Consider the following 25,579-nt stretch of genomic DNA (forward strand, 5'->3'; position numbering starts at 1 on the left):
ACGTTTGTTCCAGCTTACCCGCCTATCCTTCTACCCCCATACGCTCCTACCCTACCCCTTGACCGTTCTCATCCTCGAAGACGAGTACCCTGCCGCCGAGCGCCTCCAGCGGCTGCTGGCCCAGGCCGCGCCCGGGGCCCAGGTGCTGGCCGTGCTCGACACCGTGGCCGGGGCCCTGGCCTGGCTGGGGGCCCACCCCGCGCCCGGCCTCATCCTCAGCGACATCCAGCTGGCCGACGGCCTCAGCCTCGACGTGTTTGCCCAAACCCTGGTGCGCAGCCCGGTCATTTTCACCACCGCCTACGACCAGTACGCCCTGCAAGCCTTCCGCGCCAACGGCATCGATTACCTCTTAAAACCCCTGAAGCTAGCCGAGCTGCAGGCCGCCTTGGCCAAGCTGCCCGCGGGGCCTGCCGAGGCGGCGGCCGGGGCCCCGGCGTCTTTCAACATCGAGCGCCTGCTCGACGCCCTGCCCCGCCCCCAGCGGCCCCACAAAACGCGGTTTCTGGTGCGCCAGGGCGAAACCCTGCTGCCCCTGCCCACCGCCGACGTGGCTTGGTGCCAAAGCCGCCACGACACCACCACGCTGGCCACCCACGACGGCCGCCGCTTCGTGGTGGACTACACGCTGGAGCAGCTCGAAATGCTGCTCGACCCGGCCCAGTTTTGCCGGCTCAACCGCCAGCTCATTGCCCAGCTGCCGGCCGTGCGCCGGCTGGTGCCCCACTTCGGCGGCAAGCTGCTGGTGGCCCTGCACCCCGCCCCCACCGACGAAATTGTGGTGAGCAAGGAGCGCGCCGGGGCCATCAAAAGCTGGCTTGAGGGCTGAGCCCGGGGCCCATTTCCTACGTACCTTGTCCCTTCACTCGCCCCGGTTTTTATGGACGTCATCAAGCTTAAAACCCCGGTACTGGACCGCCTCACGGACGCGGAGTTTTACGAGTTCTGCCAGGACCACCGTGACTTGCGCATTGAGCGCGACGCGACCCACCAAATCACTATTAGGCCCCCCGCCAGCTCTGAAACCGGTTCTTTTAACAGCGAATTGATTTCTGACCTGGTCATCTGGAACCGCCAGCATAAGCTGGGAAAAACCTTCGATTCGTCGGCTGGCTTCACCCTTTCCACCGGGGCCATGCTGTCGCCCGACGCCAGCTGGGTGGCCCAGGCGCGCTGGGACGCGCTGGCGGCCGACGACCGGCGCGGCTTCGCCCGCCTCTGCCCCGATTTTGTGGCCGAGCTGCTCTCGCCCTCCGACCGCCTCACCGACACGATGCGCAAAATGGAGCACTGGCTCGGAGCAGGGGCCCGGCTGGGCTGGCTGCTGGCCCCGGCCAGCGAAACGGTGTTCATCTTTGTGCCCGGCCAGCCCGTGCGTACCATCCAGGGCTTCGACCAGCTGCTGAGCGGCGAGCCTGTGCTGCCAGGTTTTGCCCTGGAGCTGCGCCGGCTGCGATACTAGCCATAGTCCCTATTTTCAAGCGGGGGCCCCAACGATGCTACCTATCCAGCCAGCTTTTGAACAGGTTTACTTTTTCGCGGCTCACCAGCACCTGGGCGTCGGGGGCGGCGGGTTTTAGCACGGTTTGCAGGCGCGAGTTGGTGTAGTGGATGATGTCGTGGATGGCGGCCTGCTGGGCCAGGTAGGCGCGGTTGAGGCGGAAGAACTGGCCCGGGTCGAGCAGGGCTTCGAGCTGCTCCATTGTGTAGTCCACCACGTACTTGCGGCCCTCGGCGGTTTGGAGGAAGGTGGCTTTTTCGAGGCTGAAAAAGTATGCTACTTGTTCGATGGGCACCACCTTGAGGTGCTCGCCCACCCGCACCACGAACTGCGTTTTGTAACTGGCCGCGGGCGCGGGCTGGCGCAGCTGCTGCACCAACTGGGCCAGGGCGGCGGCGTCGAGCAGTGGCGCGGCGGCGGGCGCGGGGGCCCCGGCGGCGGGCGGGGCCAGGCGCTGGCGCAGCTTGGCCACGGCGCCGCGCAGCTCTTCCTCGTCGATGGGCTTGAGCAGGTAGTCCACGCTGTTTACCTTGAAGGCGCGCAGGGCGTACTGGTCGTAGGCGGTGGTGAAGATGACGGGGCACGTCACGGCCACCTGCTCGAAGAGCTCGAAGCTGAGGCCGTCGGCCAGGTGAATGTCGAGGAAGAGCACGTCGGGCGCGGGGCCGGCTTGCAGCAGGGCCACGGCCTGCGCCACCGACTCGGCGGGCCCCAGAATCTCGAACGGCTCGGGCAGTTTATGGAGCAGCGCGGCCAGGCGGCGGGCGGCCAGCGGCTCGTCCTCAACGAGTAAAGCGCGGAGCATGAATTAGGGAAATGTGGAAATGTGCGAAGGTGAAAATGAAGCGGTTTAGCAAATGGGTTGACGGTCAATAAGCTTCCCCAATACTCCACTTTCTCACAGCTTTAAGAGCGGCAAGGTTACAACGAACTCCTCGCCCACGGGGCCCGCCGCCACGGGCCGGTCGGTGAGGAAGGCGTAGCGGGCGCGCAGGTTTTCGAGGCCCCGGCCCGAGGCCTCGCCGGGGGCCAGGCGGCGGGGGCGCAGGGCGTTGCGCACAGTGAGGGTGGCGGCGGCCGCGTCCACGGCCACGCGCAGGCGCAGGGGGTCGGCCTGGTAGGCGGTGTTGTGCTTGAGGGCGTTTTCGAGCAGCAGCTGCAAGGCCAGCGGCGGCAAATACAGGCCGGATAGGGCCCCAGCGGGCGGCACGGCTAGCTCCACTTGCAGGGCCTCGTCGAGGCGGGTTTTCTGTAGGAACACGTAGGCCTCGGCGAAGGCCAGCTCCTCGGCCAGCGGCACCAGCTCCTGGCTTTGGCTGTCGAGCACGTAGCGGTACACGCTGCTGAGCTGCCGGATGAAGCGCACGGCGCGGGCTGGGTTGTGCTCTTCTACTAAGCTGGTGAGGGCGTTGAGCGAGTTGAAGAGAAAGTGCGGATCGACCTGCCGGCGCAGGCTGTCGAGCCGGGCCACGGCCGACTCTTTCTCCAGCCGCTCGGCCCGCACGGTGGCCTCGCGCCAGGCCAGCAGGAACGAGCGCGAGTGCAAAAACAAGGAGATGACCACCGTTGCCAGCAGCGGAAAAGCCAACTGCGCCAAGAAGCCGTGCCGCAAGGTGTAGCCCAGCGGGCGGTGCCACAGCAGCACCGAAAACCCCTCGCTCACGGCCACGATGACCAGCAGCGACGCCAGAAACGAGGCCCCTACTGTGAGCAGCAGCCGGCGGATGGGGTTCGTTTCCCAACCCACCCGGATGTTGAGCAGGTCCACGGTGTAGCCGTTGGCCAGCCACAGCCCCGTGCAGTAGCTGAACGAGTAGGCCAGCGAGATGGCGTAGCCCGTGAAATCGCGCCAGGGCGGCGGCGCGTAGAGCAGCGCCACCAGGACGTTGCCGAGGGCAATCCAGCCCAGCTGCCGCCAGAACGTCTGCAGCTGCGAGCTGCCCTTGGGCAAGGCCCCTTTCGCCGCAGCCCGCGGGGCGCGGGTCCGGTCGGCCAGGGCAAAAGGCGGGGGCAAGGCGGGCGGCAGGGGCGAAGGCACGGCGGGCGGGGCAACGAGGGAGTGGGCCATAAAAATAGCGGCGGGTGATGCAAAGGGAACGGGCGGGGGCCCCTGGGGGCCCCGCCGTTACTTGCTAGCCTGGGCGGGCGCGCCGTACTCTTTCAGGCGGGCCAGTACCTGGCGCTGGCCCCAGGTGGGCGCCAGGGCGGTGGCGGGCTTGAATGCTGCAAACTTGGCCTGGGCGGTTTCGAACATCGGGCGGGCCGCGGCGGCGCCCCCGCCGTACTCCGACGGCATGTGGTACAGGCTGTTGGCGGCAATCAGGTACGGGCGGGGGTTGGCGGGGTTCAGGGCCTTGGCCTGGGCCACGGCGGCGTCGGCCAGCTCCGAGTACTGCTGGCCGCGCTCCATGGGCGACACCATCAGCCGGGCCTGGTACACGTAGGCTTGCAGGGCGAGCAGCTCCGATTCGTCGCCCTTCAGCTGGTGGGCCTGGCCCAGGGCCTTCTCGGCCTGGTCGAGGGTATTGTCTTTGGCCGTGGCGTTGTCCTGGCTCCCAAACGTACTGATGACCAAGGCGTAGGCCTGGTAGTAGCGGGGCAGCCAGTCGGTGGGGGCGGCGGCGGCGGCGCGCTCCATCTTGGCCGCCCCAGCTTGCAGCACGGCCGGGTCGCCGGTGCTCGTGAGCTCGGCAATGGCCTGGCCCATCGATTCGGCGTAGCCCGCAGGCGCGGCGGCCGTAGCGGCGGGTTTGGCGGGGGCCCCGGCTTTGGGTTGGGCGGTGGCGGCGAGGGCAAGAGCGGCGAGAACGAGGGTGAACAGCGACTTTTTCATGGCGGGGGGTTGGGGTGAAAAGGAGGTTGGGGGCGTTGATGATTCAAAAGTGGCCGCCCGGCCCGGGGCCCCCAAACGGTTGTTCCCGAAGCGTCGTTTGGAGCGGACGAACCGGCGGAATTGGGCCCCGGCGTTTGGCGGCTGGTGGGCGGGCCATGAAAAAGGCCGCCCCGGTACGGAGCGGCCTTTGGAAGTAGCATGATGCCAGTTGCTAATCAGCTTGAAAGCGGATGTGCACCAGCAAACTTGTATCTACCGGGCGAGAAAATGCTGCTGCAATACCTCAACTAGCTGATAAACTTGTGTCGTTGACTCCTGATAAGCTGGCTCGGTGCCTTCTTCGGCCCACCGACTGGCAATGGCGCGGGCGCGGCGTACGGCCACTGCACGGCGCGAGAGGTGGCCGGGACGGGCGGCCGGGTCATCGGCTTCCAACAAATCGAACAATTGCCGGCTCACGTGTTTGCCTTTACCAGGGTTGTAGCTAACGCGAGGATCAGCTGTTGTTATGAGTTTCTGGACTTGTTTGCCACAAGCAATGCGAGACAGGTTATTGCCTTGATGATCGGTAAAATGCAGCAGAAACCAAAATTCAAAGGCCTGATTCGAATATGCTACTTCTACGCCATTATCCCTGGCCCTCTGGATAGCTGCGTGGAAAGGGCCTGGCTCTGTGTCGTCCTTGTCAAACACGCACCATACCTGCTGGTAGGGCTGTTTATTTCGTTCAGCTTCCTGGCGCAATTCCAAGGCGTATTGCACCAGCTTTTCAGGGTCATAGGCCTGCCCCACCGCCTTTATATCGGCCGTAGCCAGTTCGAAATGCTCGAAGTATTCTACCTCTGTAACGGTGCCTTGGCGCAAGATGAGCAGCACTGGGTTTTCCTCCCGTGTAGGAGCGGCCCGCCGCAGCAATGGGGCCTGTTGGCGGCGCGCTTTATCAGCTTGAACCTTGGCCCGGTGTACCTCGCGCGCCTCTGCTTCACGCTGCTGCTTGGTGCTCATTGGGCCGGCTCAGCTTCGGAAGCAACATCCGATTTGGGCAGGGCATTAAAATTGCCCAAGTAGGGCACGGCCCCATACTTGCCGCGCACATAATTAGCTTCAAAATCGTCATCTTTTTTTACAACGTCAGTTTTGAAGTCGGCCAACGAATAGAGCGTGGCTTCGCCATAACGGTTTTTCTCCGTGAACCAGATTTGGTCGCGGCGGAAATTACCCGAAGCTAGCAGATTGGTATCGTGCGTATTGAATAGCAGTTGGGCGTTGTTTGGATTTGTGGTTTTAGAATTGAAAAGCTGGACAATTTTCGATATTAGGTTGGGATGTAGCCGTGCGTCCATTTCATCTACTACCAATACGTGGCCTTGATCAATGGCAGAAAGTACTGGACCAGCAAGGACTAACATTTTTTGCGTTCCAGCAGATTCATCTAACTGCAAAGAAAACTCCACAGGTTCGGCGGGCTCACGGGCATCGTTGTAAGCTCGGTGCAGGGTTTTTGCGTTGGCGTGTTGTTGTATCGACCAGTTTCTTAAATTTTCTGCACTTTCGGTTGGTTTCGTATTTCGCTGAATGGGAAGATCTTGTTCCTCTTCCTGAACATGATCAATATCTAAGTCAGCATCTCTCAAGAAATCTAGGATGTGCTGCTTCCTATCAGGATAGCGTAATAATATGAATGTTAATGCGCCTTCCCAAGCCTCATCGCGCCCAGAAAGAACAACGAGTTGGTTGAACCATTCCAAGATGGCTGTAGCTCGTGGTTGATTGAATTGTGCTGCTACTGATAGCAACAGAGCATTTTCGCGTACAGCAGCGTTTTTTACTAATTCGCCCACGATACCTCCAAATCGTCGCGGATGATGCGTAATTTCCTGTTCAGTTCGATAGAATAATTCTATCTCTGGTTTATTTCGTATACCCTTCTCAGTGCGTGTAAAAAGCCATTCTGCTCTAACTTTTGCAGATGTTACTTCAAAACCGTACCGGTAAAGAGCATTTTGATGCACGAATTGAATTTCAAACTCAGAAGTATCTTGTACCGAATCCGGATTTAATTTGAATGGCTCTACTTGAGTTGATTCTCCAGCCTGTCCATTTTTAGACGAGCTTCGCACAAACCAGCGCATATATTCTAGTACGTCCACTAGCTTACTTTTACCACTAGCGTTGGCTCCATATACCACCGCACTTTTTAATAGCCGTAGCCCAAAGGCTGGCAAATCCACGACGTTATCTTCCTCGCGGGTTTTATCGGGCGATGCTACTAGGCTCCACTCCACCCGCTCACGGAATGTGCGGAAGTTTCGCACACTGAAACTGATTAACATAAGCTGGGTTTTTGAAGCGAACAGCCCAAAAGTAAGCGCTGTTTATTCAAAATATGAAACCCATCTGCATCAATCCGGGGCCACCTCGGTATTCCCAGGGGTCTTTTTGTTAATGGAGATGAACACGCCTACGAACAGCGTGCGCGGGGCTGAGGGGGCGAGGGCCACGCCCTGGTACTGGCCGCTGGCGGCGGGGGCGGCGGCGTAGCGGTAGCCGTAGGTGTTGGCGCGGCCCAGCACGTTGCTGGCGGCCACGTTCACGATGGTGTACTGGCCCAGCAGGTGGGTGAGGTAGCTGGCGCTCAGGCTCAAGTCCTGGTAGCTGGGGGTGCGGGCCTGGTTGTAGCCGGGCTGGTTGGGGTCGTAGTAGGCGCGGGGGCTGTTGTAAGCGGCAGTGGCCCCGAACTGCGTGTGGAGCTTCGGCACCCAGTATTTGGCCACTACGCTCAGGGCGTGGCGGGCGGCGAAGGTGGGCACGGCCGGCACGGGGTCGGCGCGGTACTGGCGCACGGTGGCGAGGTAGCCGTAGCTCACCCAGTAGTCGAGGCGGGGCACGCTGCGGCGGTCGCGCCAGAACCCGTCGAAGCCCCGGGCGTAGCCCTGGCCGCCGTTGCGGTAGGCACTGGCGGCGGAGAAGTTGGCCGGGTCGTAGGTCACCAGCTGGGCGTAGCTTTTCTGGTACACTTCGCCCCGCAGCGTGCGGCCGGCGGCGCTGCGCTCGTAGCTGAGCTGCAGGTGCTGGGCGCGCTCAAAGCCCAAGTCGTGCGTGAAGCGGAGGAGGTCGTTGGTGGGCGTTTGGTAGAAGTAGCCGGCGGCGGCCGTCAGCTGGCCGTGGGGCCCCAGGCGGTAGGCCAGGGCCAGGCGCGGGGCGGCGTTCCACTGCCCGAGCAGGGCCGAGTACTCGGCGCGGGCCCCGGCGCGGCCGGCCAGGCGGTGGCTCAGCACCAGCTCGCTCTCGGCGAAGGCAGCCACGCGCTGCTCGTCGAAGCCGGTGCGTAAGGCCCCGGGGGCTCCGGCGGCGGTGTCGGGCCGGTAGGTTTGGCGGTAGCGCTGGGCCAGGCCCTCGGCGCCCAGTTTCAGGTTGAACCAGGTGCTGGCCGAGTCGTTGGTGAGCACGAGGCGGGCCACGGCCGACTGTTCCACGTCGCGCACGGCCAGGGCCCCGGGGCGCACGTCGTTGTCGTCGCGCGTCAGGGCCAGGCCCGTGTTCAGGCTCCAGCCCCGGTGCAGGGGGCCCCGGAAGGTGGCAGTGAGGTACTCATTGGCGTTGCGCAGGGCCACGGCGCGGCCCAAGGCGGCGTATTCGGGGGCGGGGTCGGGCTGCAGGGCGGCCACGGTTTGCCAGGCGTAGGTGCCGTAGATTTTCAGCAGCCCGTAGCGCCCCACCTGCTGCACCAGCCGGGCCGAGCCGCCGCGGGTTTCGAAGGCCCGCGCCTGGCTTTGGGGCACCAGCCGGAAGTAGGGCCCCAGGTTGGTGTAGTCGGCGGCCACGGCCAGGGAGGTGCGCGCCCAGCGGTGCACGTGCGAGAGGCCGCCGCCCACGCTCATCAGCGACACGCCGGTTTGGGTTTCGGGGGCCAGGTCGGTGCTGTTCAGGGCCACCACCGCGCTCAGGGCCTGGCCGTACTCGGCCGAGTAGCCGCCGGTGCTGAACACCAGGCCTTTGAAGAGCAGGGGCGAAAACCGGCCGCGGGCCGGCAGGTTGGGCACGGCCCCGGCGTAGGGGCTTTGCACGGGCAGGCCGTCGAGGTACTGCTTGGTTTCGGAGGCCGCCCCGCCGCGCACGAACAGCTTCCCCTCCTCCCCCACCCGCGTGGTGCCGGGCAGCGCGTTCAGGGCCCCGGTGATGTCGCCCAGGGCCCCGGCGGTGGTCAGCACGTCGAGGGCCGTGAGGGCGGTGCCGCGCTTGGCGTCGCTGGCCTCGAAGGCCCCGGCCGTCACCACCACGTCGCCGAGCTGGGCGCGGCTGGCTTTCAGCGTAATAGCCGGCACCGCCACGGGGCCCCGGCCCAGCACCACGGTCAGCTCCACTGGCTCGAAGCCGATGAGCCGCACCACCAGCGGCAGGGCCCCGGCGGCGTGCCCGGTGCTGAAGCGGAAGCGCCCGAGCGAGTCGGTGCTGGCCCCGTCGAAGGTGGTTTTCAGGAACACGTTGGCGCCGGGCAGGGGCTGGCCGGCGGCGTCGCGCACGGTGCCGCTCAGTGAATGCGTGGGTGAAGGAATGGGCAATGCGGACGTTTGGGCCCGGGCGGCAGGGGCCAGCAGCAGGGCGGCGGCGAGGAGCAGGTGTTTCATGGGGCCAGGGGCATGGGCGGATTGGTGGCCCAAAAGTGCCCGGCCGGCGGGGGCCCCGAAAATGCCCGTTTCCGAAGCGGCGAATGCGCCGGACGAAGCGTGGGCGCGGGGCCCCCAACCCGCCGCGCCAATTTTGCGTAGCGGGCATTTCGCCCCCTTTTATCGTTTAGAACTGCTCCTGAATTAGAAAAAAACAGCACGTCATGCAGCGCATCAAGTAAAGGCGAAGCATCTTTGCCGCGTAACTAATCCTAATTGCTGGCGCAGAAAAGATGCTTCGCTGCGCGCTGCATGACGTTCTTTTTGTGCGATTTTTTTATTCAGCAGCAACTCTTTTATACCCGCCACTATGCCCACTGCTACCGACCTGGCCGCCGACTACCAATACCTGTTCCACCACCTGCCCGACTCGTACCTGCTGCTGGCCCCCGACGGCACCGTGCGCGACAATTCCGACATCCACCAGCAGGCTTCGCTGCAACCGCGTGCGCGCGTGGTGGGCCGCAACATTTTCGACGCCTACCCCTCGGCCCCCGAGAGCCAGCGCACCCTGCATGAGTCGCAGGACCGCGTGCGCCAAACCTTGCAGCCCGACACCATGCCCCTGCTGCGCTACGATTTGGCGGTGCCCGCCGAGCAGGGCGGCGGCACCGAGGAGCTGTACTGGCAGGTGACGCACTACCCCATCCTGGGCCCCGACGGGGCCCTGCTGCACATCCTCCAGCGGGCCACCGACGTGACGGCGGCCACCCACGCCGCGGCCCTGGCCGCCGAAACCCAGCGCGCCCTCGACGAAGCCACGACCCGCGCCCGCTTCATCCTCGAAAGCGTGCCGCTGCTGGTCTGGACCGCCACGCCCGCTGGCGTCACGGACTCGTTCAACGCGCGCTGGCTTGCCTATACCGGCCGGGCCCTGGCCGACACCATCGGCAGCGGCTGGGCCCAAGACGTGCACCCCGACGACCTGCCCCGCACCGTGGCGCTGTGGCAGCAGGCCCTGGCCGCCGGCACCACCTACCAGGCCGAGTACCGGGTGCGCCGCCACGACGGCGAGTACCGCTGGTTCCAGGCCACGGGCGTGCCCCGCCGGGGCCCCAGCGGCGAGGTGCACATGTGGGTGGGCGCCAACGCCGACATCCACCAGCAGAAGCTGATGGTGGCCGAGCTGCTCGAAACCAACGAAACCCAGGCCGCCCTGGCCGACCAGGCCTACGCCACCGCCGAGCAGGTGCGCCAGCAGCGCGAAACCCTGTTCCAGGTGTTCATGGAAGCGCCCGTGGCCATTTCGGTGGTGCGCGGCACCGAGTACCGCTACGAATTTGCCAACCGCGTGTTTCTGGCCGGGGCCGGCAAACCCGACCTCATCGGCCGCACCGTGGCCGAGGTCTTCCCCGAGTTCATGGCCCAAAGCTTCCTGGTCACCCTGGCCGAGGTGTACCGCACGGGCCAGCCGTTTTCGGCCCGGGCGGTGCACGTGCACCTGGACGCTACCGACACCCAGCCCGCCGCCGATGGCTACGTGGACTACACCTACCAGCCGTTTTTTGAGGACGGCCGGGTGGCCGGCGTCACCTCGTTTTCCTACGACGTGACCGAATTGGTGGCCGCCCGCTTAGCCCTGGAAAACCTGCAGGCCGGCAATGCCTAATCCCCTAGGCTTTTTTATAATTTTAATAAAACTATGTGCTATAAAGGTTCTTAAGTCGGTTTAAATTAGCATTATTTTTATTAGTTGTTGTGTATGCTCGTTTCCGATTCGCCTGTTGATTATCCAGCTTTGTTCCGCAAGCTGCCTGATAACTTTTTGCTGATGCGGCCCGACGCCACCATCGCCGACAACACCGACGGGCACGTGGCGGTGGGCCTGAAGCCGCGCACCGAGGCCGTGGGCCGCGCGCTGTTCGACACCTACCCGTCGGTGGACCAGAACAAGGGCGGCAAGATTTTTCAGTCGCCCGAGAACGTCCGCCACACCTTGCGGCCCGACGTTATGCCCCTCATCCGCTACGACCTGAAGCGGCCCGCCGCGCAGGGCGACGGCTTTGGGGAGTCGTATTGGCAAGCCACGCACTACCCGATTTTAGCCGACGACGGCCAACTCGAGTACATCCGCCAGCGCACCCAGAACGTGACCGCGCTGCACCGCCCTGCCCTGCACGCCGCCGAAATCCAGCGCGCCTTCGACGAGTCGAACCGCCGCACGCGTTTCATCCCCGAAAGCCTGCTGGTGACGGTGTGGACCAACCGCCCCGACCGTGCCTGTGCCCGCCACAGCGGTGGCTCCGGCCCGCACCGGCTACTTCACTTTCACCTACCAGCCAATCTTCGGAGCTGGGGAACGCGACGGTATCGCCGTGTTTGCGTTCAAAGCCACCGACTTGATTTTGGCCCGCAAGGCCCTCGAAAAAAATGCGTAGCCGGGGCCCCATTTCCCGCTTTGGTTCGCTGTTTGCAGGCGCCGCCGGCACTAACTTTGTTCATCCACTCTGCCCTGCTCCCCCCTCATGGAATTAACTAACCTGGATTTTCAGCAAGCCAGGATTAAGCAGGTGCTGTTTAAATCGCGCTTGCGCTCGGTGCTCTACGGGGTGCGCGAGGCCGACGAGGCGCTGTTTGCCCGCCCCCTCAACCCCCTCGGGCAGTGGCTCGACGCGGTGGTGCGGCCCAAGTACGGGGCCCACCCAGAGGTGCGCGAAATCGAGCAAGTGCTCCAGCAAATGCTGAGCACCGGCCGCGACCTGGCCGCCCAGTACAAGCGCGGCCAAATCGAGGAAGCCCGTGCCGGCCTCGACCGCGTAAACAACCAAGCCGAACGCATCGACGGCCTGTTCCAACAGCTGGAGCGCCGGGCCAAAACGTCTCAGGCCGCCTAAATTTTTCCTGTGCTAAGTACCGCCGCGGGCGGCTCCCACCCGGGGGCTGCCCGCTTTTCGTAGTGGGGCAGGCGCGCTTCGTTCTGCCGAGTACCGTGCATTTGTAGCGCTACTGCTACAAATTGAACAGCGCAGCGGCGTTGCGCGTGGTGGCTTCGGCCACGGCTTCAGGCGTTTGGCCCAGCAGGGCGGCCACGCGGTGCAGCACCAGGGGCAGGTAGGCGGGCTCGTTGCGCTTGCCGCGGTAGGGCACGGGGGCCAGGTAGGGGCAGTCGGTTTCGAGCAGCAGGTGCTCCAGGCCGATGCCGGGCAGGACCTTGTCGGCCCCGCCGTTTTTGAAGGTGGCCACCCCGCCGATGCCCAGCTTAAAGCCCAGCCCGATGGCCTGCGCCGCCTCGGCGGGCGTGCCCGAGAAGCAGTGAAACACCCCGCGCAGGGTCCCGTCCTGGGCGGCTTCCACCAGGGCCGCGGTTTCGGCGAAGGCCTCGCGGGTGTGCAGCACAATCGGCAGGCCATGCTTTTTAGCCAGGCTGAGCTGGATTTTCAGGGCCTCCTGCTGCTCGGCGAGGAGGGTTTTGTCCCAGTACAGGTCGAGCCCAGCCTCGCCCACGGCGGCGAAGGGGCGGCGGCCCAGCCACTCCTCCACCTCGTAGAGCTGCGCCTCGAAGTTGCGCGTCACGGAGCACGGGTGCAGGCCCATCATGGCGAAGCAGGTTTCGGGGGCCTCGGCCTCCAGGGCCAGCATGCCGTCGATGCTGCTGTGGTCGATGTTGGGCATCACAATGGTGCCCACGCCCGCGTCCTGGGCGCGGCGCAGGGCGGCGAGGCGGTCGGGGCCGAATTGCTCGGAGTAGAGGTGGGCGTGCGAATCGGTGAGGTGCATAGCGCGGGCAAAGGTCGGGGCCCCGGGGCAGGCGGGCCAAACCGGCCGCCGGGGCCCCAGAGGCCGCACGGCCAGTTTGCAGCCGCTAAATCTTGGGTACCGCGTTCATAACTAATGCAGAGGATATTTTCCGAGGCGTTCCCAAATCGTAACAAACGCACGAATACGTTTTATAACGTAATAATAAGTTGTTAAACTTAAAATACCGTTATACATTTGGGTATGGAAGAACTCACCAAAACCGAGGAGCGCATCATGCAGGTGCTGTGGAAGTTGAAGAAGGCGTTCGTGAAGGACGTCATCGAGCACCTGCCCGACGAGCCCAAGCCGCCCTACAATACGGTATCGTCGGTGGTGCGCATTCTGGAACGCAAGGGCTACGCGGGCTTCAAAGCCTACGGCAAAACCTACGAATACTTCCCGCTGGTGAGCAAAATGGAGTACCGCACGGCCAGCTTCAAGCGCATGCTCAGCCAGTATTTCGACGATTCGCCCACGGCCCTGGTCTCGTTCATGGTGGAGGAAACCCTGAGCCAGCGCGAAAAGCAGCAGCTGCTCGACCTGCTCCACGACTCTGAAAAACCCGCCGGTGATGCTCGCTAACGGCCTGTGGTACCTGGCTGGGGCCAGCTTCTGCCTGGCCGTGTTTGCCCTGGCCTACCGCCTGCTGCTGGCCCGCCTCCCCGCCTTCGCCTGGAACCGCGCCTACTTGCTGGGGGCCCTGGCGGCTGGGGTGCTGCTGCCGCTGGCGGCGCGGCCGGGCCTGGCGGCGCTGCTGCCCCGCGCCGCGGGGGCCCCGGCGGGGGCGCTGCCTTTTGCGCTGCACTGGCCGCTGGGGGCCCCGGCCGCGGCGGCCGCCACCGGGGCAACGGCTGGGGTGCCAGGGCCCGACTGGGCTGCCCTGGCACTACTGGCCCTGGCGGCCGCATACGGCCTGGGGGCCCTGCGGCGGCTGGCGGCGGCGGTGCGCAACCTGGGGGCCCTGCGGCGGCTGGCCCGGCAGCACCCGCGTACCCAGCTGGCGGGCTGCACGGTGGTGCACCTGCCCGCGCCCGGCCTGCCGGCGTTTTCCTTCGGCCGCTACGTGTTTTTGTCGCCCCTGCACGAGGCGCTGAGCGCCGCCGAGCGCGACCAGCTGCTGCGCCACGAGCAGGTGCACGTGCGGCAGCGGCACACCCTCGATTTACTGCTGGTGGAGGCCCTGGGCGTGGTGTTCTGGTTCCACGGCGTGGTGCCCTACTTCGGCCGGCAGCTCAAGGCGGTGCACGAGTACCTGGCCGATGCGGCGGTGGCGCGCGCCCCGGCCGGCCGCGTGCCCTACGGCGAGCTGCTCATCAAGCTCGCGGCCCAGCAGCCGCCCTTCGCTTTGGTGCACGCCTTTGCCCACAAACAGGTTTTTCTCCGCATCCGAATGCTCACCCAAACCCCCGCTACGCCCATGCAAAAGCTCCGTTTTCTCTTCGTGCTGCCCGTGGCAGCTTTCGCGTGGGCCGCCACGGCCTGGGCCGCACCGGCCCCCAGCGCCCCCGCCCCCGGGGCCCCCAACGCCCGCACCCTAGCCGCCGCGCCGGGGGCCCCGCGCATCGGCCGCATCACCTGGCGGGGCAACGCGGCGGTGCCCACGGCCCGGCTGAACGAGGTGTTGGGGTTCAAGCCCGGCGACGCCTACGACTCGCTGGCCGTAGAAAAACGGCTGGCCTACGACCCGGCTGGCACCGACGTTTCCTCCCTATATATGGACCACGGCTACCTGTTCTTCCAGGTAATGCCCGTGGCCACGCGCCAAGCCGACGGCACCGTGGACCTGGCCTTCACCGTCGCGGAAGGCCGGAAGGCCCAACTCCGCCGCGTCTTCATCACCGGCAACCTCGACGCTTCGGCCAAAGCGTCGCTGCTGAAGCAGTTACCCCTGCGCAGCGGCGACGAATTCAGCCGTGCCAAGCTCGTCGAAACCAACCGCCTCCTGGCCCAGGAAGGCAAATTCGACCCCAAGAAAATCCGCATCAACCCCCAGCCTATTGTGCGCCCCACCGAAGCCACCGATTTGCTGGACATTGAGCTGGTACTGGCGCCCAAGCCCCGGCCTTGAGCAGTGGGTATATAGCGCATCAATCAAAGGCCCAGCCCATAACCAGGCAAGAGCAGTTGCGCGCACCGTGTAGTTCGAACTACTGCCCGGCCTGCCCCAAACCATAGGAAATAACCCCCGCTGGGCGTATTGGTACATTTCGAGCAATTGCTGGGCACTGGGGCGCACGCAGATTTCAAACGGGCGCCCTCCCCACGCCGGGGCCCTAAATTGGCTGCTTTAGCTAACGAAAGCGCTTGCCATTGCCATGTTCAACCCCCGCAAAATGATGTCTCTGGTGGCTACCGCCGCCCTGCTGCTGCCAGCCGCCGCCCAGCCGCCCGCCCGGCGCGCTACTCCAAACTAACTGACAAACAATAGACTACTCGCTACCCCAACTGCGCGGGCCGCTAACTTCGTCGGCCGCCACGGCGGGCTCAAAGTAGTGGGCACCCAGTTGGTGGACCGGAAGGGCGAAAAAATTGCGCGGCGGGGCGTGAGCTTCGGGTGGCACAGCTTGTGGCCGCGCTTCTACAACGAAAAGGCGGTGGAGTGGCTGGCCCAGGATTTCCACTGCAACGTGGTGCGGGCGGCCATGGGCATTGAGGTGGGCGAGCAGTGCTACAAAAAAGACCCAGCCTTCTCAAAGGCCAAGGTGAAGGCCGTGGTGGACGGCGCCATCAAGGCCGGTATTTACGTCATCATCGACTGGCACAGCCACAACATCAACCTCGCCGAGGCCAAGCAATTCTTCGGCGAGGTGTCGAAACCGTACGCGAAAACACCCAACGTCATCTACGAGCTGTTCAACGAGCCCGATCAGGAAAGCTGGCCCGAGGTGAAGGCTTACGCCGAGGAAATCATCAAAGTCATCCGCGCCAACGACCCTGATAACGTTATCCTCGTGGGCTGCCCGCACTGGGACCAGGACATCAACCTGCCCGCCGCCGACCCCATCCGGGGCCCCAAAAACCTGATGTACACCATGCACTTCTACGCCGCCACGCACGGCAAGGAGTTGCGCGACCGCACCGACGCAGCCCTGGCCAGCGGCCTGCCGGTGTTCATCTCCGAATCGGCGGGCATGGAGGCCTCCGGCGACGGGCCCCTGAACCCCGCGGCCTGGCAGGCCTACATCGATTGGATGGAAGCCAAGTGCCTGAGCTGGATCACCTGGTCGGTATCGGACAAGGACGAAACCTGCTCGATGCTCCAGAAATCGGCCAGCTCCACGGGCCCCTGGAAAGACGCAGATTTGAAAGAATCGGGCCGGCAAACGCGGGCCCTTTTGCGCAAATACAACACGGAAAAATAGTTGCTTATCAGGCCTGATTAGGGCCCCAGCCGCCCCCGCCGGGGCCCTAATCACTCGTAGCGCCGCCCCTTCCACACCACGGCCCCGCCGAACAGGCGCACGTACGCCATGCCCAGGGTGAGGGCCAGCGTGTAGCCTTCGAAGAGCGGCAGCAGCCAGGGGCGCAGGCGCAGGCCGGCGCGGTGGTAGCACACGGCCGCCAGGGCCCCCTGCACCGCCACGCGCCCGCCCCACAGCGCCAGCGCCAGGCCCGGGGCTCCCGCCCAGACAAGGGCGCCCAGCGCCGGCCAGAAGCTGCTGTACACCAGCAGCTCCAGGCGCAGGCGCAGCGGCAGGGCCTGCACCCCGCGCAGCCAGCGGTGGCGCTGCCGCAGCAGGGCCCGCCAGGTGGGCATGGGCAACGAATCGGCCCGGGCTTCGGCGCTGAACACGTGGCGGAAGCCGTAGCCCTGCGCCAGCACGGCCCGGAACAGGGCGTAGTCTTCGGTGACGGAGAAGGGCAGGGCCTCGTAGCCGCCGGTGGCCTGGTAGGCGGCGCGCGTCACGAGCATGTTGTTGCCCATGGCCGTGACGGGCCGGCCGCCGGCGCTCACCACCTGGATGAGGCCCAGCGAGAGCAGCCAGTCGAGGCCCTGGAGGCGGTCGAACAGCCGGGGCCCCTGCACGGCGGTGATGCCCGTGACGGTGCCCACCCCGGGCGCGGCGTGGGCCAGCAGCGCGGTTATCCAGGTGACAGGGAGGTGGATGTCGGCGTCGGTGACGAAGAAATACGCGGTGGTGGCGCGGCGGGCCAGGTGGGCCAGCACGTTGGCCTTGCCGCGGGCCGTGCCCAGGGCGTCGGTGATGGGCACGATTTCAAAATGCCCTTCAAAGCCCCGCATAGCGGCTTCGGCCACGGCGGCGGTACCGTCGGTGCTGCCGTCGTCGCCGAGCAGGATTTCCAGCAGCTCGGGCGGGTAGCGCAGGGCGCGCAGGCTGGCCAGGCAGCGCGGCAGGGCCCCAGCTTCGTTGCGGGCGGCCAGCAAAACGCTGACGCGGGGCAGCGGTGCGGGCAGCGCCCCCGCGGCGGGGGCCCCGCGCCGGGTGGCCAGGGCCCCCGCCGAGCCGGCCAGCACCAGCAGCCACAGCGCGCAGTACAGCAGCAAAAAAGTCGTCATCGAACCAGGCTGGAAAGGTGCGCCGGCCGCCGCGCTACAGCGCTGCGAATTCGTAGCCGCGCCGGGCAAAGTACGTCAGTACCCGCGGCAGCACGTAGCGGAGGCGGGCGCTGGCCTTGCGGCTGTCGTGAAACACGAGGATGTCGCCGGGGCGGGCGGCGGCCAGCGTCAGGTGCAGGCACTCGGCGGGGGCCAGCCGGGGGTCGTAGTCGCGGGTGAGCACCGACCACTGCACCACCCGAAACCCGGGCCGCAGCGCCCGCAGCAGCGGCCACGTGAGGCGGCCGTAGGGCGGGCGGAACAGCGGCCCTTGCGGAGCTGCTGGCGGTTGGCCAAGGGCAGGCGGAGGTGAGAGGCTGGCAGGAAGCACGCCAGCCGCTAAGTCGTGCAGGGCCTGCTGGCACTGGGCCACCCCGGCCAGGTACTCGGCGCGGGAAATTTGCCAGGCGCTGCGGTGGTGCTGGGTGTGGTTGCCCAGGCGGTGGCCGGCGGCCAGGGCGGCACGGGCAATTTCGGGGTGGCGGGCCAGGTTGTCGCCCACGCAAAAGAACGTAGCCTTGGCGCCGTGCTCCGCCAACTGCGCCAGCACCCAAGGGGTTTCCTCGGGAATGGGGCCGTCGTCGAAGGTGAGGTAGAGGCACGGGCGGCCGCTGGGGCCCGCGGCGGGGCCGTGCCACTCGACCCCCGGCAGCAGGCGGTGCAGCAGCCGGGGCGGGCGCGTGAGCAGGGCCCCTTCCAGCCAGCTCATCAGCGGGCCCAGCATCAGCGGGCGATGCGCATGTAGGGCACGCCGGCGCCGGGCAGCGGGCCCAGCACCTGGGCCAGGGCCTTGAGGAAATTGGGGGCCGTGTCGGGCCGGCCGGCGGCGGGGCCCCGGCCGAGCTGGCGGTAGTGCTCGCCGCGCCACTCGCCCACTGCGGTGGGCGTGCCGGCCTCGTCGGAGCTGCGGCCCAGGGTGGCTTCGAGCAGGAAGTAGCGGGGGCGCGGCGCGTCGAGGGCTTCGGGGGGCGCGCCGGGGGCCCCGGGGCTGTCGTCGTCGTCGTCGTCGGCCTCCTCGTCGTCGGGGTAGTCTTCCTCGTCGTTTTCGTACACCAGGGCCCCAAAATGGGCTTCGGTGCTGGCCTGCGGGGCGGGCAGGTGCAGCAGGGCCACGGCGCGGCCGGCCACCTCGTGCCAGGTCAGGCGCAGGCCGCGCGACGATACGTGCTCGGCGGGCGGGAGGCCCTCGGCGGCCTTTTCCCACATGTAAAGCAGCAGTTCACGGGCCAGGGCGGGGTCGGCCAGCTCGCGGCGCACGGCGGCGGGGCGGCGGCCGGCCAGCTGGGGCACGAGCACGTGGGCAAAAGCGTAGGGATGCGGACGGGCCATAAGTGGGGCAAAAGTAGGCCGCCGGGGGTTTAGTTGGCAGGTGTCGGGGGCTCATTATCGGTTGCCCGTGGTCCGTTATTCAATGAAAAGAATCTGTAATTTTTTAGGCAATGATATACATTTGTACACCAAATACAACTTATTGAAATTTTGAGCGTCTATTTACACTAGACAAACGCACTGGTGCTATGCTCCCTACTTTCAAAAGCCTGCTCGATTTGGTAAAAGCCTTCCCCGACGAGGAGGCTTGCTTGCTGCATTTGGAAGCGCTGCGGTGGAACGGCATCCCCGTTTCACCGTTTGACGCCACTTCCAAGGTGTACAAGTGCGCGGGGCACAAATACAAGTGCAAGAACACTGGCAAGTACTTCAACGTCAAGGTGGGCACCGTGTTTGAAGATACCAAGATACCGCTGCAAAAGTGGTTCATGGCCCTCTATATCTTCTCTAGCCACAAAAAGGGCATTTCCTCGCACCAGTTGGCCCGCGACATTGACGTAACGCAGAAAAGCGCGTGGTTTCTGTTGCACCGCTTGCGTTACGCCTTCGCCCACCCCAACTTTCAGGCAACGATGGACGGCACCGTGGAGGTGGACGAAACCTACGTGGGCGGCAAGGAGAGCAACAAACACGCTAGCAAGAAAACGCCGAACACGCAAGGCCGCAGCCTCAAGACCAAAAAGGCCGTGGTGGGCGTGTTGCAGCGCGACGGGCACGTAATCGCCCAAATGGTGGAAGATGTAACGAGCGCGACGCTTGTAACCATCATCAACGAGACGGTGGAAGCGGGCGCGACGATGCACACCGACGAATACCAAGCTTACGGGCCGATTGCCGCTGTGTACAACCACCAGATTGTCCGCCACAGCGCCAAGCAGTACGTGGACGACAAAGCGCACACCAACGGCTTAGAAGGCTTTTGGAGCCACTTTAAGCGCATGGTGGACGGCATCTACCACCACGTCAGCTTTGAGCACTTGCAAGCCTACGTAACCGAGTTTTCGCTTCGTTGGAATACGCGCCGTTCGGCTACGGCCGACCGCTTCAATTTGATTCTCGGCAATATTGCTGGACGCCTTACTTATGCAACCTTGATTGCGTAGCCTGCGCCCAGGAACAGGCTTAATTGCTTGTTTTCTTGCAAAAGTATTTGATTATAACCCTTTTAATCCTCGCCCAGCATGAAACAGAAACTCCTTCGTTCTACCTATGAAGGCAAATTGCAAGTGGGCGATATTGAGCTCACGGTTGCCGTGCTAGAGGATGGCAGCAGGGTAATAAAAAGCCGGGCAATTTTTCAGGCGTTTGGCCGCAGAATACGGGGGCGATCTGAAGCGGAAGCTGCTTTGCGTGTGCCCAACAGGCCCAGCTTCATTGACGCCAAGAATGTCCAGCCGCTCATAAGCCCAGAGCTTGAGGAATTGCTTGTGCCAATCACTTACGAAGGCAAAGATGGGAAGCCAATTGAGGGATATAACGCCCTCATTTTGCCACAGTTGTGCAAAGTTTACCTTGACGCACGGGCCGGGGGCATTCTTTTCGAACGTCAACTCCCATTAGCGAGGGCAAGCGAAATATTGCTCGTCGGCTTGTCTAACATCGGCATTATTGCCCTTATCGATGAAGCCACTGGTTACCAGTATGACCGTGAACGCGACGAACTGCAAAAAATACTCAAGGCTTACATCAATGAGGCGTTGTTGCCGTGGCAACGTCGTTTCCCGAACGTATACTACAAAGAACTATTTAGGCTAAATGGGTGGGACTTTTCGATAAGTGAAATTACGCGGCGGCGGCCCAGCATCATTGGCCTTTGGACCAATCAGTTTATTTACGAACAACTTCCTAAAGACGTACTGAAGACCCTGAAGGAGAAAACACCGAAAAATGAAGCAGGGCAATACAAGGCCAAATTTCACCAAAGCTTTATAGAAGATATTGGGCACCCTGGTTTACAAAATCAAATAAGCTCGGTTGTTGCCCTGATGGGTATTTCCGACACAATGGACGGGTTTAGGGCCCAATTTGAGCGCTTAAAACAACGACGGGCCGGCCAATTGGAATTCACACTTGAAACCGGTAATTCTGCAAAACCCAAGCTTAATCCATCAACTCCCTTCGACACATCCTTAAAAGCATTGCTCAATGTACCGCCGCCTAAGAAGGACAGCGAAGAGCCTAGCGAAGAAGCCCCGGCAACAAAAAAATCAAAAGCCACCAAATAAGAAAGGCCCCGCAGTGCGGAGCCTTTTAAAGGAAAATTACAAGGGAGCGTTTTTGACCGCTTTGCAGACATCGCCCATGTAATTGCGCATCTTGAGCTTGATGGATTTAGGCGGTTCTACTATGCGCCCTCCTTCCGTTACTTCTTGTTGGCAGTGGGGGTACATGCACTCATTCGGAGCGTGCACAACGCTAGCCCGAAATTGGCGGGAATCTTTGGGGTCAGAAGGCGTATAAACCTTTTCTAGTTGCGCGTGCTGAAAAGCAACAATTCCCCAATCGGCGTAATAATGCGTATTGTTTTCCTGTCTTTCGTCGTAAAGTACATCTGTTGGCGCCTGAGAAAACAATTCCCGGTTATAGGAATCTTCCCGCAAGCAGATCGTAGATGAGCTTATTTGAGAAGTTCCGGGTAACACCAAAGGTTCCTTGGGATAGCGCCGAAACAGTAATTCGGTTGGCTCAAAATCGGGAACAACGGGCCGCCCGTTCTGATGCAAATAACTCGGAACGGTATTATTGCTGCACATTGCTTCCTACGATGGCCGCATACATTGATTCAATCGTGGTATACAAATCCTCCCGACGAATATCGTACGCCACAGGCTCTTCGCGGCCTTGCCTACGCAAATATGCAATGTCTCCGTCGCCAAATACCTCAAGCAAGAAATAAGTACCTGCTTGCAAAAATTCGAACATCACGCTATCGTCATCCGTGTATTGCACAAGGATGTTGTTGATGTTGAAACTGCTGAAAATGGTAGCTGCTTCCAGTGCGGTGGCACTCTGCGTAAATCCCATTGCTTTTGGATTTGCTAAAGCCACACTTAAGTTGTCAGCGACACGTTCGCTAGCATCAATTGGTTGCTCCCCAGGGAAACCTTTGGCTATTGGATAGCTTGCATTTGAGCTATTAGTGTACACGCCAGGTATAGTCATGAACACCACTAAGTCATTACTGGAAGTAGACAGAGTACCTTTTCCGGCAACAGCAAAATAAATGGTGCCTGTATCGGCAGACTTATCGACAACGCGCGCGGTGGACACAAAATAGTTGAGTTCAGGAGCCAGTTGCATAGGAATGAATGTATTAGTTGTTAGCGCTTTCATGTTGGTTGCTTGCTTCGAAAGCGGTCATCATCGTCTGTAATGAGTTTATTACGTTTTTCACAGTTTGCATATCCAACAATACGCCTTGCTGTACTTCACGCACAATACCGTTTCTTGCACTTCTAGCCTTTTCGGGCCCTAATGTATTGTTTTCAACAAAAAAAGTCATCAAGTCAGGTAGCGGCAGACGGTCAACATAAAAACTCAGGTTAATAAGCCCGCCAGGTGTAACGCTCGAATAAATGCCACTGGCGTACGATGTTTTGAAATCGTGTGATTGCACAACGTGGAAATCGACCGTTGCTGCGGGTTGCGTCGTTGCTGGTTGCTCTGACATACAAATGTTCGTTAACGGTGGCGGGGCTACACATCGAATAAAATGGGCCACAAAGATAAGGCGGTGCGCCTTCGGCTTGGGCAGCAACCTACGCACGCTATAAGCATACAGACGCGGCTATACCACCCAAATAGCACAACTCAACACAAAATCAGTGTTAATACGTACTCACGCTAAGTATTCCAACTTGGTGTACACTCGTATATCATTGCCATTTTTTATTATTTAATGCAGTGATTTGTTTTGTTTTAGGTAGTCAAAAATCAGTTTATCAACTCCCACAACTTGGTCTTTATCAGAATAGCCAAACCATTTAATGGCTTCTATTTCAGAATTTGCCTTTAGTATTCCATTATAACCCCCTGAATAACAAGTCATCTTTACCAAAACCCCTTCTGGTTGTCCGTGAGCCTGAGCCTCAAAAATTCCTATAAAACTCAAAGTGCTTTTGTCGATGGTTACGCTCAGCTCTTCGTAAATTTCTCGGATCAGTGCTTGTTCGTCCGTTTCACCCAGCTCCCTTTTACCACCCGGAATATAGTATTAGGACTTACGCAAAGCGCAAGGTAGGTTGGGCGAGTTCGCGGCGCATGTAGTCGTCCAACAGGCGCTGTTTGAGGTGATAAGCGGTGGTTTTGGCTTGGCAAGCCAGGCGTTTGAGACACGTCCAGGTGCGTAGGGCCAGGGCGATGTGGTTGCGCTGGCTGCGCGCCAACCGGCACTGACAGGCCTGCAAACCCGTAAGTTGTTTGGCTTCACGGTGAAACTGCTCGATGAGCCAGCGCACGTTGCTTTCTTGTTCGGCAGCCTGCGTGTCCTCTTGTGCTAACGCGTTGGTCACGAGGTAGTCCGTCCGGTGGGTAGACACCAGTACGCGGAAGAGCTTCAGGTTGGCGTCTTTGGGCATACCCTTCACTTTCAGTAGCTTGCCCTGCGCTACGTCGGCCGCTGACCAGGTGAGCAGGGCCACGGGCTGGTAGGGCTGCTGCCCGCCGGAGTCGTCCACCAATCGGTTGCTTTTGAGCGGACAATAAAAGAACTTGTTCGCCTCGGTGAGCTGCTTGAACAGGGCCGTGGTGGCGTACCAGCGGTCCATCAACACGGTGCGGTACGGAATGTGGCGGCTGGCGAGTTGGTCCAGCCTGTCGGCCACGTGGTCGAGCTTGCTTTTGCCATCGGCTTCGGGGGCGAAGAGGCGATAGTCAAGCAGCCAGCATTGGTTGGTTTCCGGATTGACATACACACAGTTCACCAGGCCAATGCCTTTAATAAGGCCGTGGGCGTTACCGGAATACTGGCGTCGCACCAATTCGATACGCTGGCGGTGGCGCTTATCGAGCACCGTATCATCAAAGAGGACATAGCCCCGCGCACTGCCCACAAACTCAGGTCGCACCTGTTGCCAAAGCTGGCGCGGTGTGAAGCGCGTGGTTTTGAGAAAATACGGCACGTTATCGTGCTGCAAACCAGCTAAATGCTCCGCTAAATAGGTGCCCGTATAGTTCACCTGGCTGCTGAACAAAAACTGGCCGTAAAGCTGAGCGGTGACTTTCATGCCTTTTTTACTCAAATTACACGCTTTGCGTAAGTCCTAAGTATTTGTCCTTTCCGTAGCTTTTCGTCAAAAGAATGCGGTTGGCTTTTATTTCTATCCAAGCAAGTTTGTCAATCAGTTTCATTAATCACTTGATTTGACCGTTAGTTTTTGCTTTCTGTTTTCGTCAGCAACCTTGATTATCAAGGTCCACGAAGATATGTAACGGGCTGCTCTTGCTGCGACCAGTAGCAGTCGAGTAGTACCGGCAGGACAAAGCGAGGGCCGCGGACTCCAAAGTCCGCGCCACAGTGCACCGGCCACTGGCAGAGGGCACGCTTACACTACGGCTTCTTGGGCAGCAGGGCCCTGATTTCGGCCAGCCGCACCACGCCCGTGGCCAGCAAGATGGGGCCGAACAGGGCCCCCATCAGGCCCGCCTCCAGCCACCAGGGCAGCGCCCGGCCAGTGCGCGCGGCCCACCACGCCCCGCACAGCAGCCCGAAGGCCAGCAGCAGGCGCGCCAGCAGGGCCCCGGGCAGGGCCACGCCGGTGCGCCGCGCCACCAGCACGAGGTAGGCCCCCGACACGGCCGCGGCGCAGACCAGCGTGTTGCAGGCCGCGGCCACGGCCCCGAAGCGGGGCAGCAGCACCAGGTTCAGCCCCACGTTCAGGGCGAGGCTGGCGGCCACGGCGCGGCTCACGGCGCGCTCGTGGGCAGTGCTGGTGAGCAGGGTGCTGTAGATGGCAAATAAGGCGTGCACCAGCACGTTGAGAAACAAAATGCGCAGGCAGAGCGCCATCTTTTCCAGCTCTTCGGGGCGGCTGTGGTGGAACTGCCAGAACAGCACCTCGCCCCGAAACAGCCCGAACGCCACCGCGAACAGCAGCGGCGCGGCCACCACCCGCTGCCCAAACCAGAGCAGCTTGCGCTGGGCCTCGGCGTCGTGCGGGGTGCTGGCAAATTTGGCAAAAAACAGCGGCAGCACCGTCCAGGCATACATCATCACGGCGTCGGCCCAGCGGTAGGCACCGGCGTAGTAGCCGGCCTCGGCAGGCGAGTGCAGGCGCTCGAGCATCACCATGTCCACGCGCTCGTTCACGCCGTAGAGCAACGTCATCAGGGCAAACGGCAGGCTGGCGCGCAGGGCCTGGCGCGCCCGGGGCCCCTCCCAGCGGTAGCGCACGCGCCCAAACAGGCGCGTCATCACCCCGTATAGCAGCGCCGCCGTGAAGGCCGCCGCCCCCAGCCGGGCCCCCACGTAGCCGCCCAGCGTGAGGCCGCCCGGCAGCAGGGCCAGGAGGACGGCCAGCAGCAAGGCTTTTTCGAGCACCGAGAGCACGGCGTCGGTGTTGAAGCGCTGGCGGGCTTGCACGGGGCCCCGCAAAAACTGCCCGTACTGCGTGAGCAGCAGCGCCGCCGACACCCCCGCCAGCAGCCCCAGCTGGGGGCCCCGGTAGCCCAGCACCCAGCCCACGGGCAGCAGCGCCACCAGGGCGGCCAGGCCCAGCCCCCCGCGCAGGGGCAGCAGCACCGGAAACTCCTGGGCCAGAAAATCGGGCGCGGCGGCCAAGCGCTGCACCACGTAGGGCGTCAGGCCCAGGTCGGCGAGGGCGGCCACGGCCACGGCCAGCGCCGAGAGGGCGGCCACCAGCCCGAAAGCCGAGTGGCCCAGGCGGTCCTGCACCAGGTTTTCGACCACAATCCAACCGGGCTTGATGGCCAGGTTGAGCAAAACGACGAGGCTG

General features: G+C 62.6%; 26 protein-coding genes. 10 read left to right on the forward strand and 16 right to left on the reverse strand.

The window, feature by feature from the left end; translation table 11 throughout:
- Positions 1-58 precede the first annotated feature (58 nt).
- Complete coding sequence (locus tag AXW84_RS14475) at positions 59-829, forward strand: LytR/AlgR family response regulator transcription factor (RefSeq protein WP_068234581.1); 771 nt, start codon at positions 59-61, stop codon at positions 827-829.
- A gap of 51 nt (positions 830-880) precedes the next feature.
- Positions 881-1,462: a Uma2 family endonuclease gene (locus AXW84_RS14480; RefSeq protein ID WP_068234584.1), complete on the forward strand. Its 582-nt coding sequence runs from the start codon at positions 881-883 to the stop codon at positions 1,460-1,462.
- 37 nt (positions 1,463-1,499) lie between these two features.
- On the opposite strand, the gene AXW84_RS14485 is transcribed toward AXW84_RS14480, so the two are convergent.
- From AXW84_RS14485 to AXW84_RS14510, 6 genes are all read right to left on the reverse strand, one after another.
- Positions 1,500-2,306, reverse strand: coding sequence for a LytR/AlgR family response regulator transcription factor (locus AXW84_RS14485; RefSeq protein ID WP_068234591.1), 807 nt, complete (start codon positions 2,304-2,306; stop codon positions 1,500-1,502).
- Between the two features lie 93 nt (positions 2,307-2,399).
- Positions 2,400-3,569 (reverse strand): sensor histidine kinase, encoded by a 1,170-nt coding sequence (locus AXW84_RS14490; protein WP_068234594.1) that lies wholly within the window; start codon positions 3,567-3,569, stop codon positions 2,400-2,402.
- Positions 3,570-3,626: 57 nt separating this feature from the next.
- Positions 3,627-4,334 (reverse strand): hypothetical protein, encoded by a 708-nt coding sequence (locus AXW84_RS14495; protein WP_068234600.1) that lies wholly within the window; start codon positions 4,332-4,334, stop codon positions 3,627-3,629.
- A gap of 252 nt (positions 4,335-4,586) precedes the next feature.
- A complete protein-coding gene (locus AXW84_RS14500; RefSeq protein WP_068234602.1) occupies positions 4,587-5,339 on the reverse strand; it encodes an RloB family protein in 753 nt (250 codons plus the stop codon).
- Complete coding sequence (locus AXW84_RS23400) at positions 5,336-6,667, reverse strand: AAA family ATPase (protein ID WP_071891361.1); 1,332 nt, start codon at positions 6,665-6,667, stop codon at positions 5,336-5,338. The genes AXW84_RS14500 and AXW84_RS23400 overlap by 4 nt, the downstream gene beginning before the upstream one ends.
- 69 nt (positions 6,668-6,736) lie before the next feature.
- Complete coding sequence (locus AXW84_RS14510; RefSeq protein ID WP_068234608.1) at positions 6,737-8,962, reverse strand: TonB-dependent receptor; 2,226 nt, start codon at positions 8,960-8,962, stop codon at positions 6,737-6,739.
- Between the two features lie 349 nt (positions 8,963-9,311).
- Between AXW84_RS14510 and AXW84_RS14515 the strand changes: the two genes are divergently transcribed.
- The 3 genes from AXW84_RS14515 to AXW84_RS14525 all read left to right on the forward strand — a co-directional run bounded on the left by AXW84_RS14515 (position 9,312) and on the right by AXW84_RS14525 (position 11,835).
- Positions 9,312-10,610, forward strand: coding sequence for a PAS domain-containing protein (locus tag AXW84_RS14515; RefSeq protein WP_068234614.1), 1,299 nt, complete (start codon positions 9,312-9,314; stop codon positions 10,608-10,610).
- Positions 10,611-10,703: 93 nt separating this feature from the next.
- On the forward strand, positions 10,704-11,480 hold the full coding sequence (locus tag AXW84_RS14520) for a hypothetical protein (RefSeq protein ID WP_157887037.1): 777 nt from the start codon (positions 10,704-10,706) through the stop codon (positions 11,478-11,480).
- The gene (locus tag AXW84_RS14525; protein WP_157887038.1) at positions 11,467-11,835 is read left to right on the forward strand and encodes a hypothetical protein; all 369 of its coding nucleotides are present in this window, start codon (positions 11,467-11,469) and stop codon (positions 11,833-11,835) included. The genes AXW84_RS14520 and AXW84_RS14525 overlap by 14 nt, the downstream gene beginning before the upstream one ends.
- A 115-nt stretch (positions 11,836-11,950) precedes the next feature.
- On the opposite strand, the gene AXW84_RS14530 is transcribed toward AXW84_RS14525, so the two are convergent.
- A complete protein-coding gene (locus AXW84_RS14530) occupies positions 11,951-12,718 on the reverse strand; it encodes a TatD family hydrolase (protein ID WP_068234623.1) in 768 nt (255 codons plus the stop codon).
- Positions 12,719-12,940: 222 nt separating this feature from the next.
- On the opposite strand from AXW84_RS14530, the gene AXW84_RS14535 reads away from it, so the two are divergent.
- The 3 genes from AXW84_RS14535 (at position 12,941) to AXW84_RS14545 (ending at position 16,101) form a co-directional block, all read left to right on the forward strand.
- Complete coding sequence (locus AXW84_RS14535; protein WP_068234627.1) at positions 12,941-13,321, forward strand: BlaI/MecI/CopY family transcriptional regulator; 381 nt, start codon at positions 12,941-12,943, stop codon at positions 13,319-13,321.
- On the forward strand, positions 13,311-14,807 hold the full coding sequence (locus AXW84_RS14540; protein WP_068234630.1) for a POTRA domain-containing protein: 1,497 nt from the start codon (positions 13,311-13,313) through the stop codon (positions 14,805-14,807). The genes AXW84_RS14535 and AXW84_RS14540 overlap by 11 nt, the downstream gene beginning before the upstream one ends.
- A 424-nt stretch (positions 14,808-15,231) precedes the next feature.
- Complete coding sequence (locus AXW84_RS14545; RefSeq protein WP_236943129.1) at positions 15,232-16,101, forward strand: glycoside hydrolase family 5 protein; 870 nt, start codon at positions 15,232-15,234, stop codon at positions 16,099-16,101.
- Positions 16,102-16,151: 50 nt separating this feature from the next.
- Here the strand turns inward: AXW84_RS14545 and AXW84_RS14550 are convergent, their stop codons facing one another.
- From AXW84_RS14550 to AXW84_RS14560, 3 genes are read right to left on the reverse strand one after another with little or no spacing between them, the layout of a single operon-like run.
- Positions 16,152-17,258, reverse strand: coding sequence for a glycosyltransferase (locus AXW84_RS14550; protein WP_068234635.1), 1,107 nt, complete (start codon positions 17,256-17,258; stop codon positions 16,152-16,154).
- A 34-nt stretch (positions 17,259-17,292) separates the two neighbouring features.
- On the reverse strand, positions 17,293-18,021 hold the full coding sequence (locus AXW84_RS14555; RefSeq protein ID WP_236943130.1) for a polysaccharide deacetylase family protein: 729 nt from the start codon (positions 18,019-18,021) through the stop codon (positions 17,293-17,295).
- Positions 18,021-18,626 (reverse strand): hypothetical protein, encoded by a 606-nt coding sequence (locus AXW84_RS14560; protein ID WP_068234638.1) that lies wholly within the window; start codon positions 18,624-18,626, stop codon positions 18,021-18,023. Before AXW84_RS14560 ends, AXW84_RS14555 begins: the two co-directional genes overlap by 1 nt.
- 188 nt (positions 18,627-18,814) lie before the next feature.
- On the opposite strand from AXW84_RS14560, the gene AXW84_RS14565 reads away from it, so the two are divergent.
- Both AXW84_RS14565 and AXW84_RS14570 read left to right on the forward strand, forming a co-directional pair.
- Entirely contained in the window at positions 18,815-19,729 is a 915-nt protein-coding gene (locus AXW84_RS14565) for an IS1595 family transposase (protein WP_068234641.1), read from the forward strand.
- A 78-nt stretch (positions 19,730-19,807) separates the two neighbouring features.
- Positions 19,808-20,851 carry a P63C domain-containing protein gene (locus AXW84_RS14570; RefSeq protein ID WP_071891364.1) on the forward strand — a complete coding sequence of 348 codons (1,044 nt, stop codon included), beginning with the start codon at positions 19,808-19,810 and terminating at the stop codon, positions 20,849-20,851.
- 36 nt (positions 20,852-20,887) lie between these two features.
- Here the strand turns inward: AXW84_RS14570 and AXW84_RS25030 are convergent, their stop codons facing one another.
- The 6 genes from AXW84_RS25030 to AXW84_RS14585 all read right to left on the reverse strand — a co-directional run bounded on the left by AXW84_RS25030 (position 20,888) and on the right by AXW84_RS14585 (position 25,566).
- Positions 20,888-21,226, reverse strand: coding sequence for a hypothetical protein (locus tag AXW84_RS25030; protein ID WP_157887040.1), 339 nt, complete (start codon positions 21,224-21,226; stop codon positions 20,888-20,890).
- Positions 21,227-21,365: 139 nt separating this feature from the next.
- A complete protein-coding gene (locus AXW84_RS25035; RefSeq protein WP_157887041.1) occupies positions 21,366-21,926 on the reverse strand; it encodes a hypothetical protein in 561 nt (186 codons plus the stop codon).
- A 13-nt stretch (positions 21,927-21,939) separates the two neighbouring features.
- Positions 21,940-22,296, reverse strand: coding sequence for a hypothetical protein (locus tag AXW84_RS25040; protein WP_157887042.1), 357 nt, complete (start codon positions 22,294-22,296; stop codon positions 21,940-21,942).
- A gap of 225 nt (positions 22,297-22,521) precedes the next feature.
- Positions 22,522-22,833: an NUDIX hydrolase gene (locus AXW84_RS23405; protein WP_082773908.1), complete on the reverse strand. Its 312-nt coding sequence runs from the start codon at positions 22,831-22,833 to the stop codon at positions 22,522-22,524.
- Positions 22,834-22,846: 13 nt separating this feature from the next.
- Entirely contained in the window at positions 22,847-23,851 is a 1,005-nt protein-coding gene (locus AXW84_RS14580; RefSeq protein WP_068234647.1) for an IS701 family transposase, read from the reverse strand.
- 323 nt (positions 23,852-24,174) lie between these two features.
- Positions 24,175-25,566: a lipopolysaccharide biosynthesis protein gene (locus tag AXW84_RS14585; protein ID WP_068234650.1), complete on the reverse strand. Its 1,392-nt coding sequence runs from the start codon at positions 25,564-25,566 to the stop codon at positions 24,175-24,177.
- Positions 25,567-25,579 lie beyond the last annotated feature (13 nt).

The sequence above is a fragment of the Hymenobacter sp. PAMC 26628 genome, from assembly GCF_001562275.1.
GTDB lineage: Bacteria > Bacteroidota > Bacteroidia > Cytophagales > Hymenobacteraceae > Hymenobacter.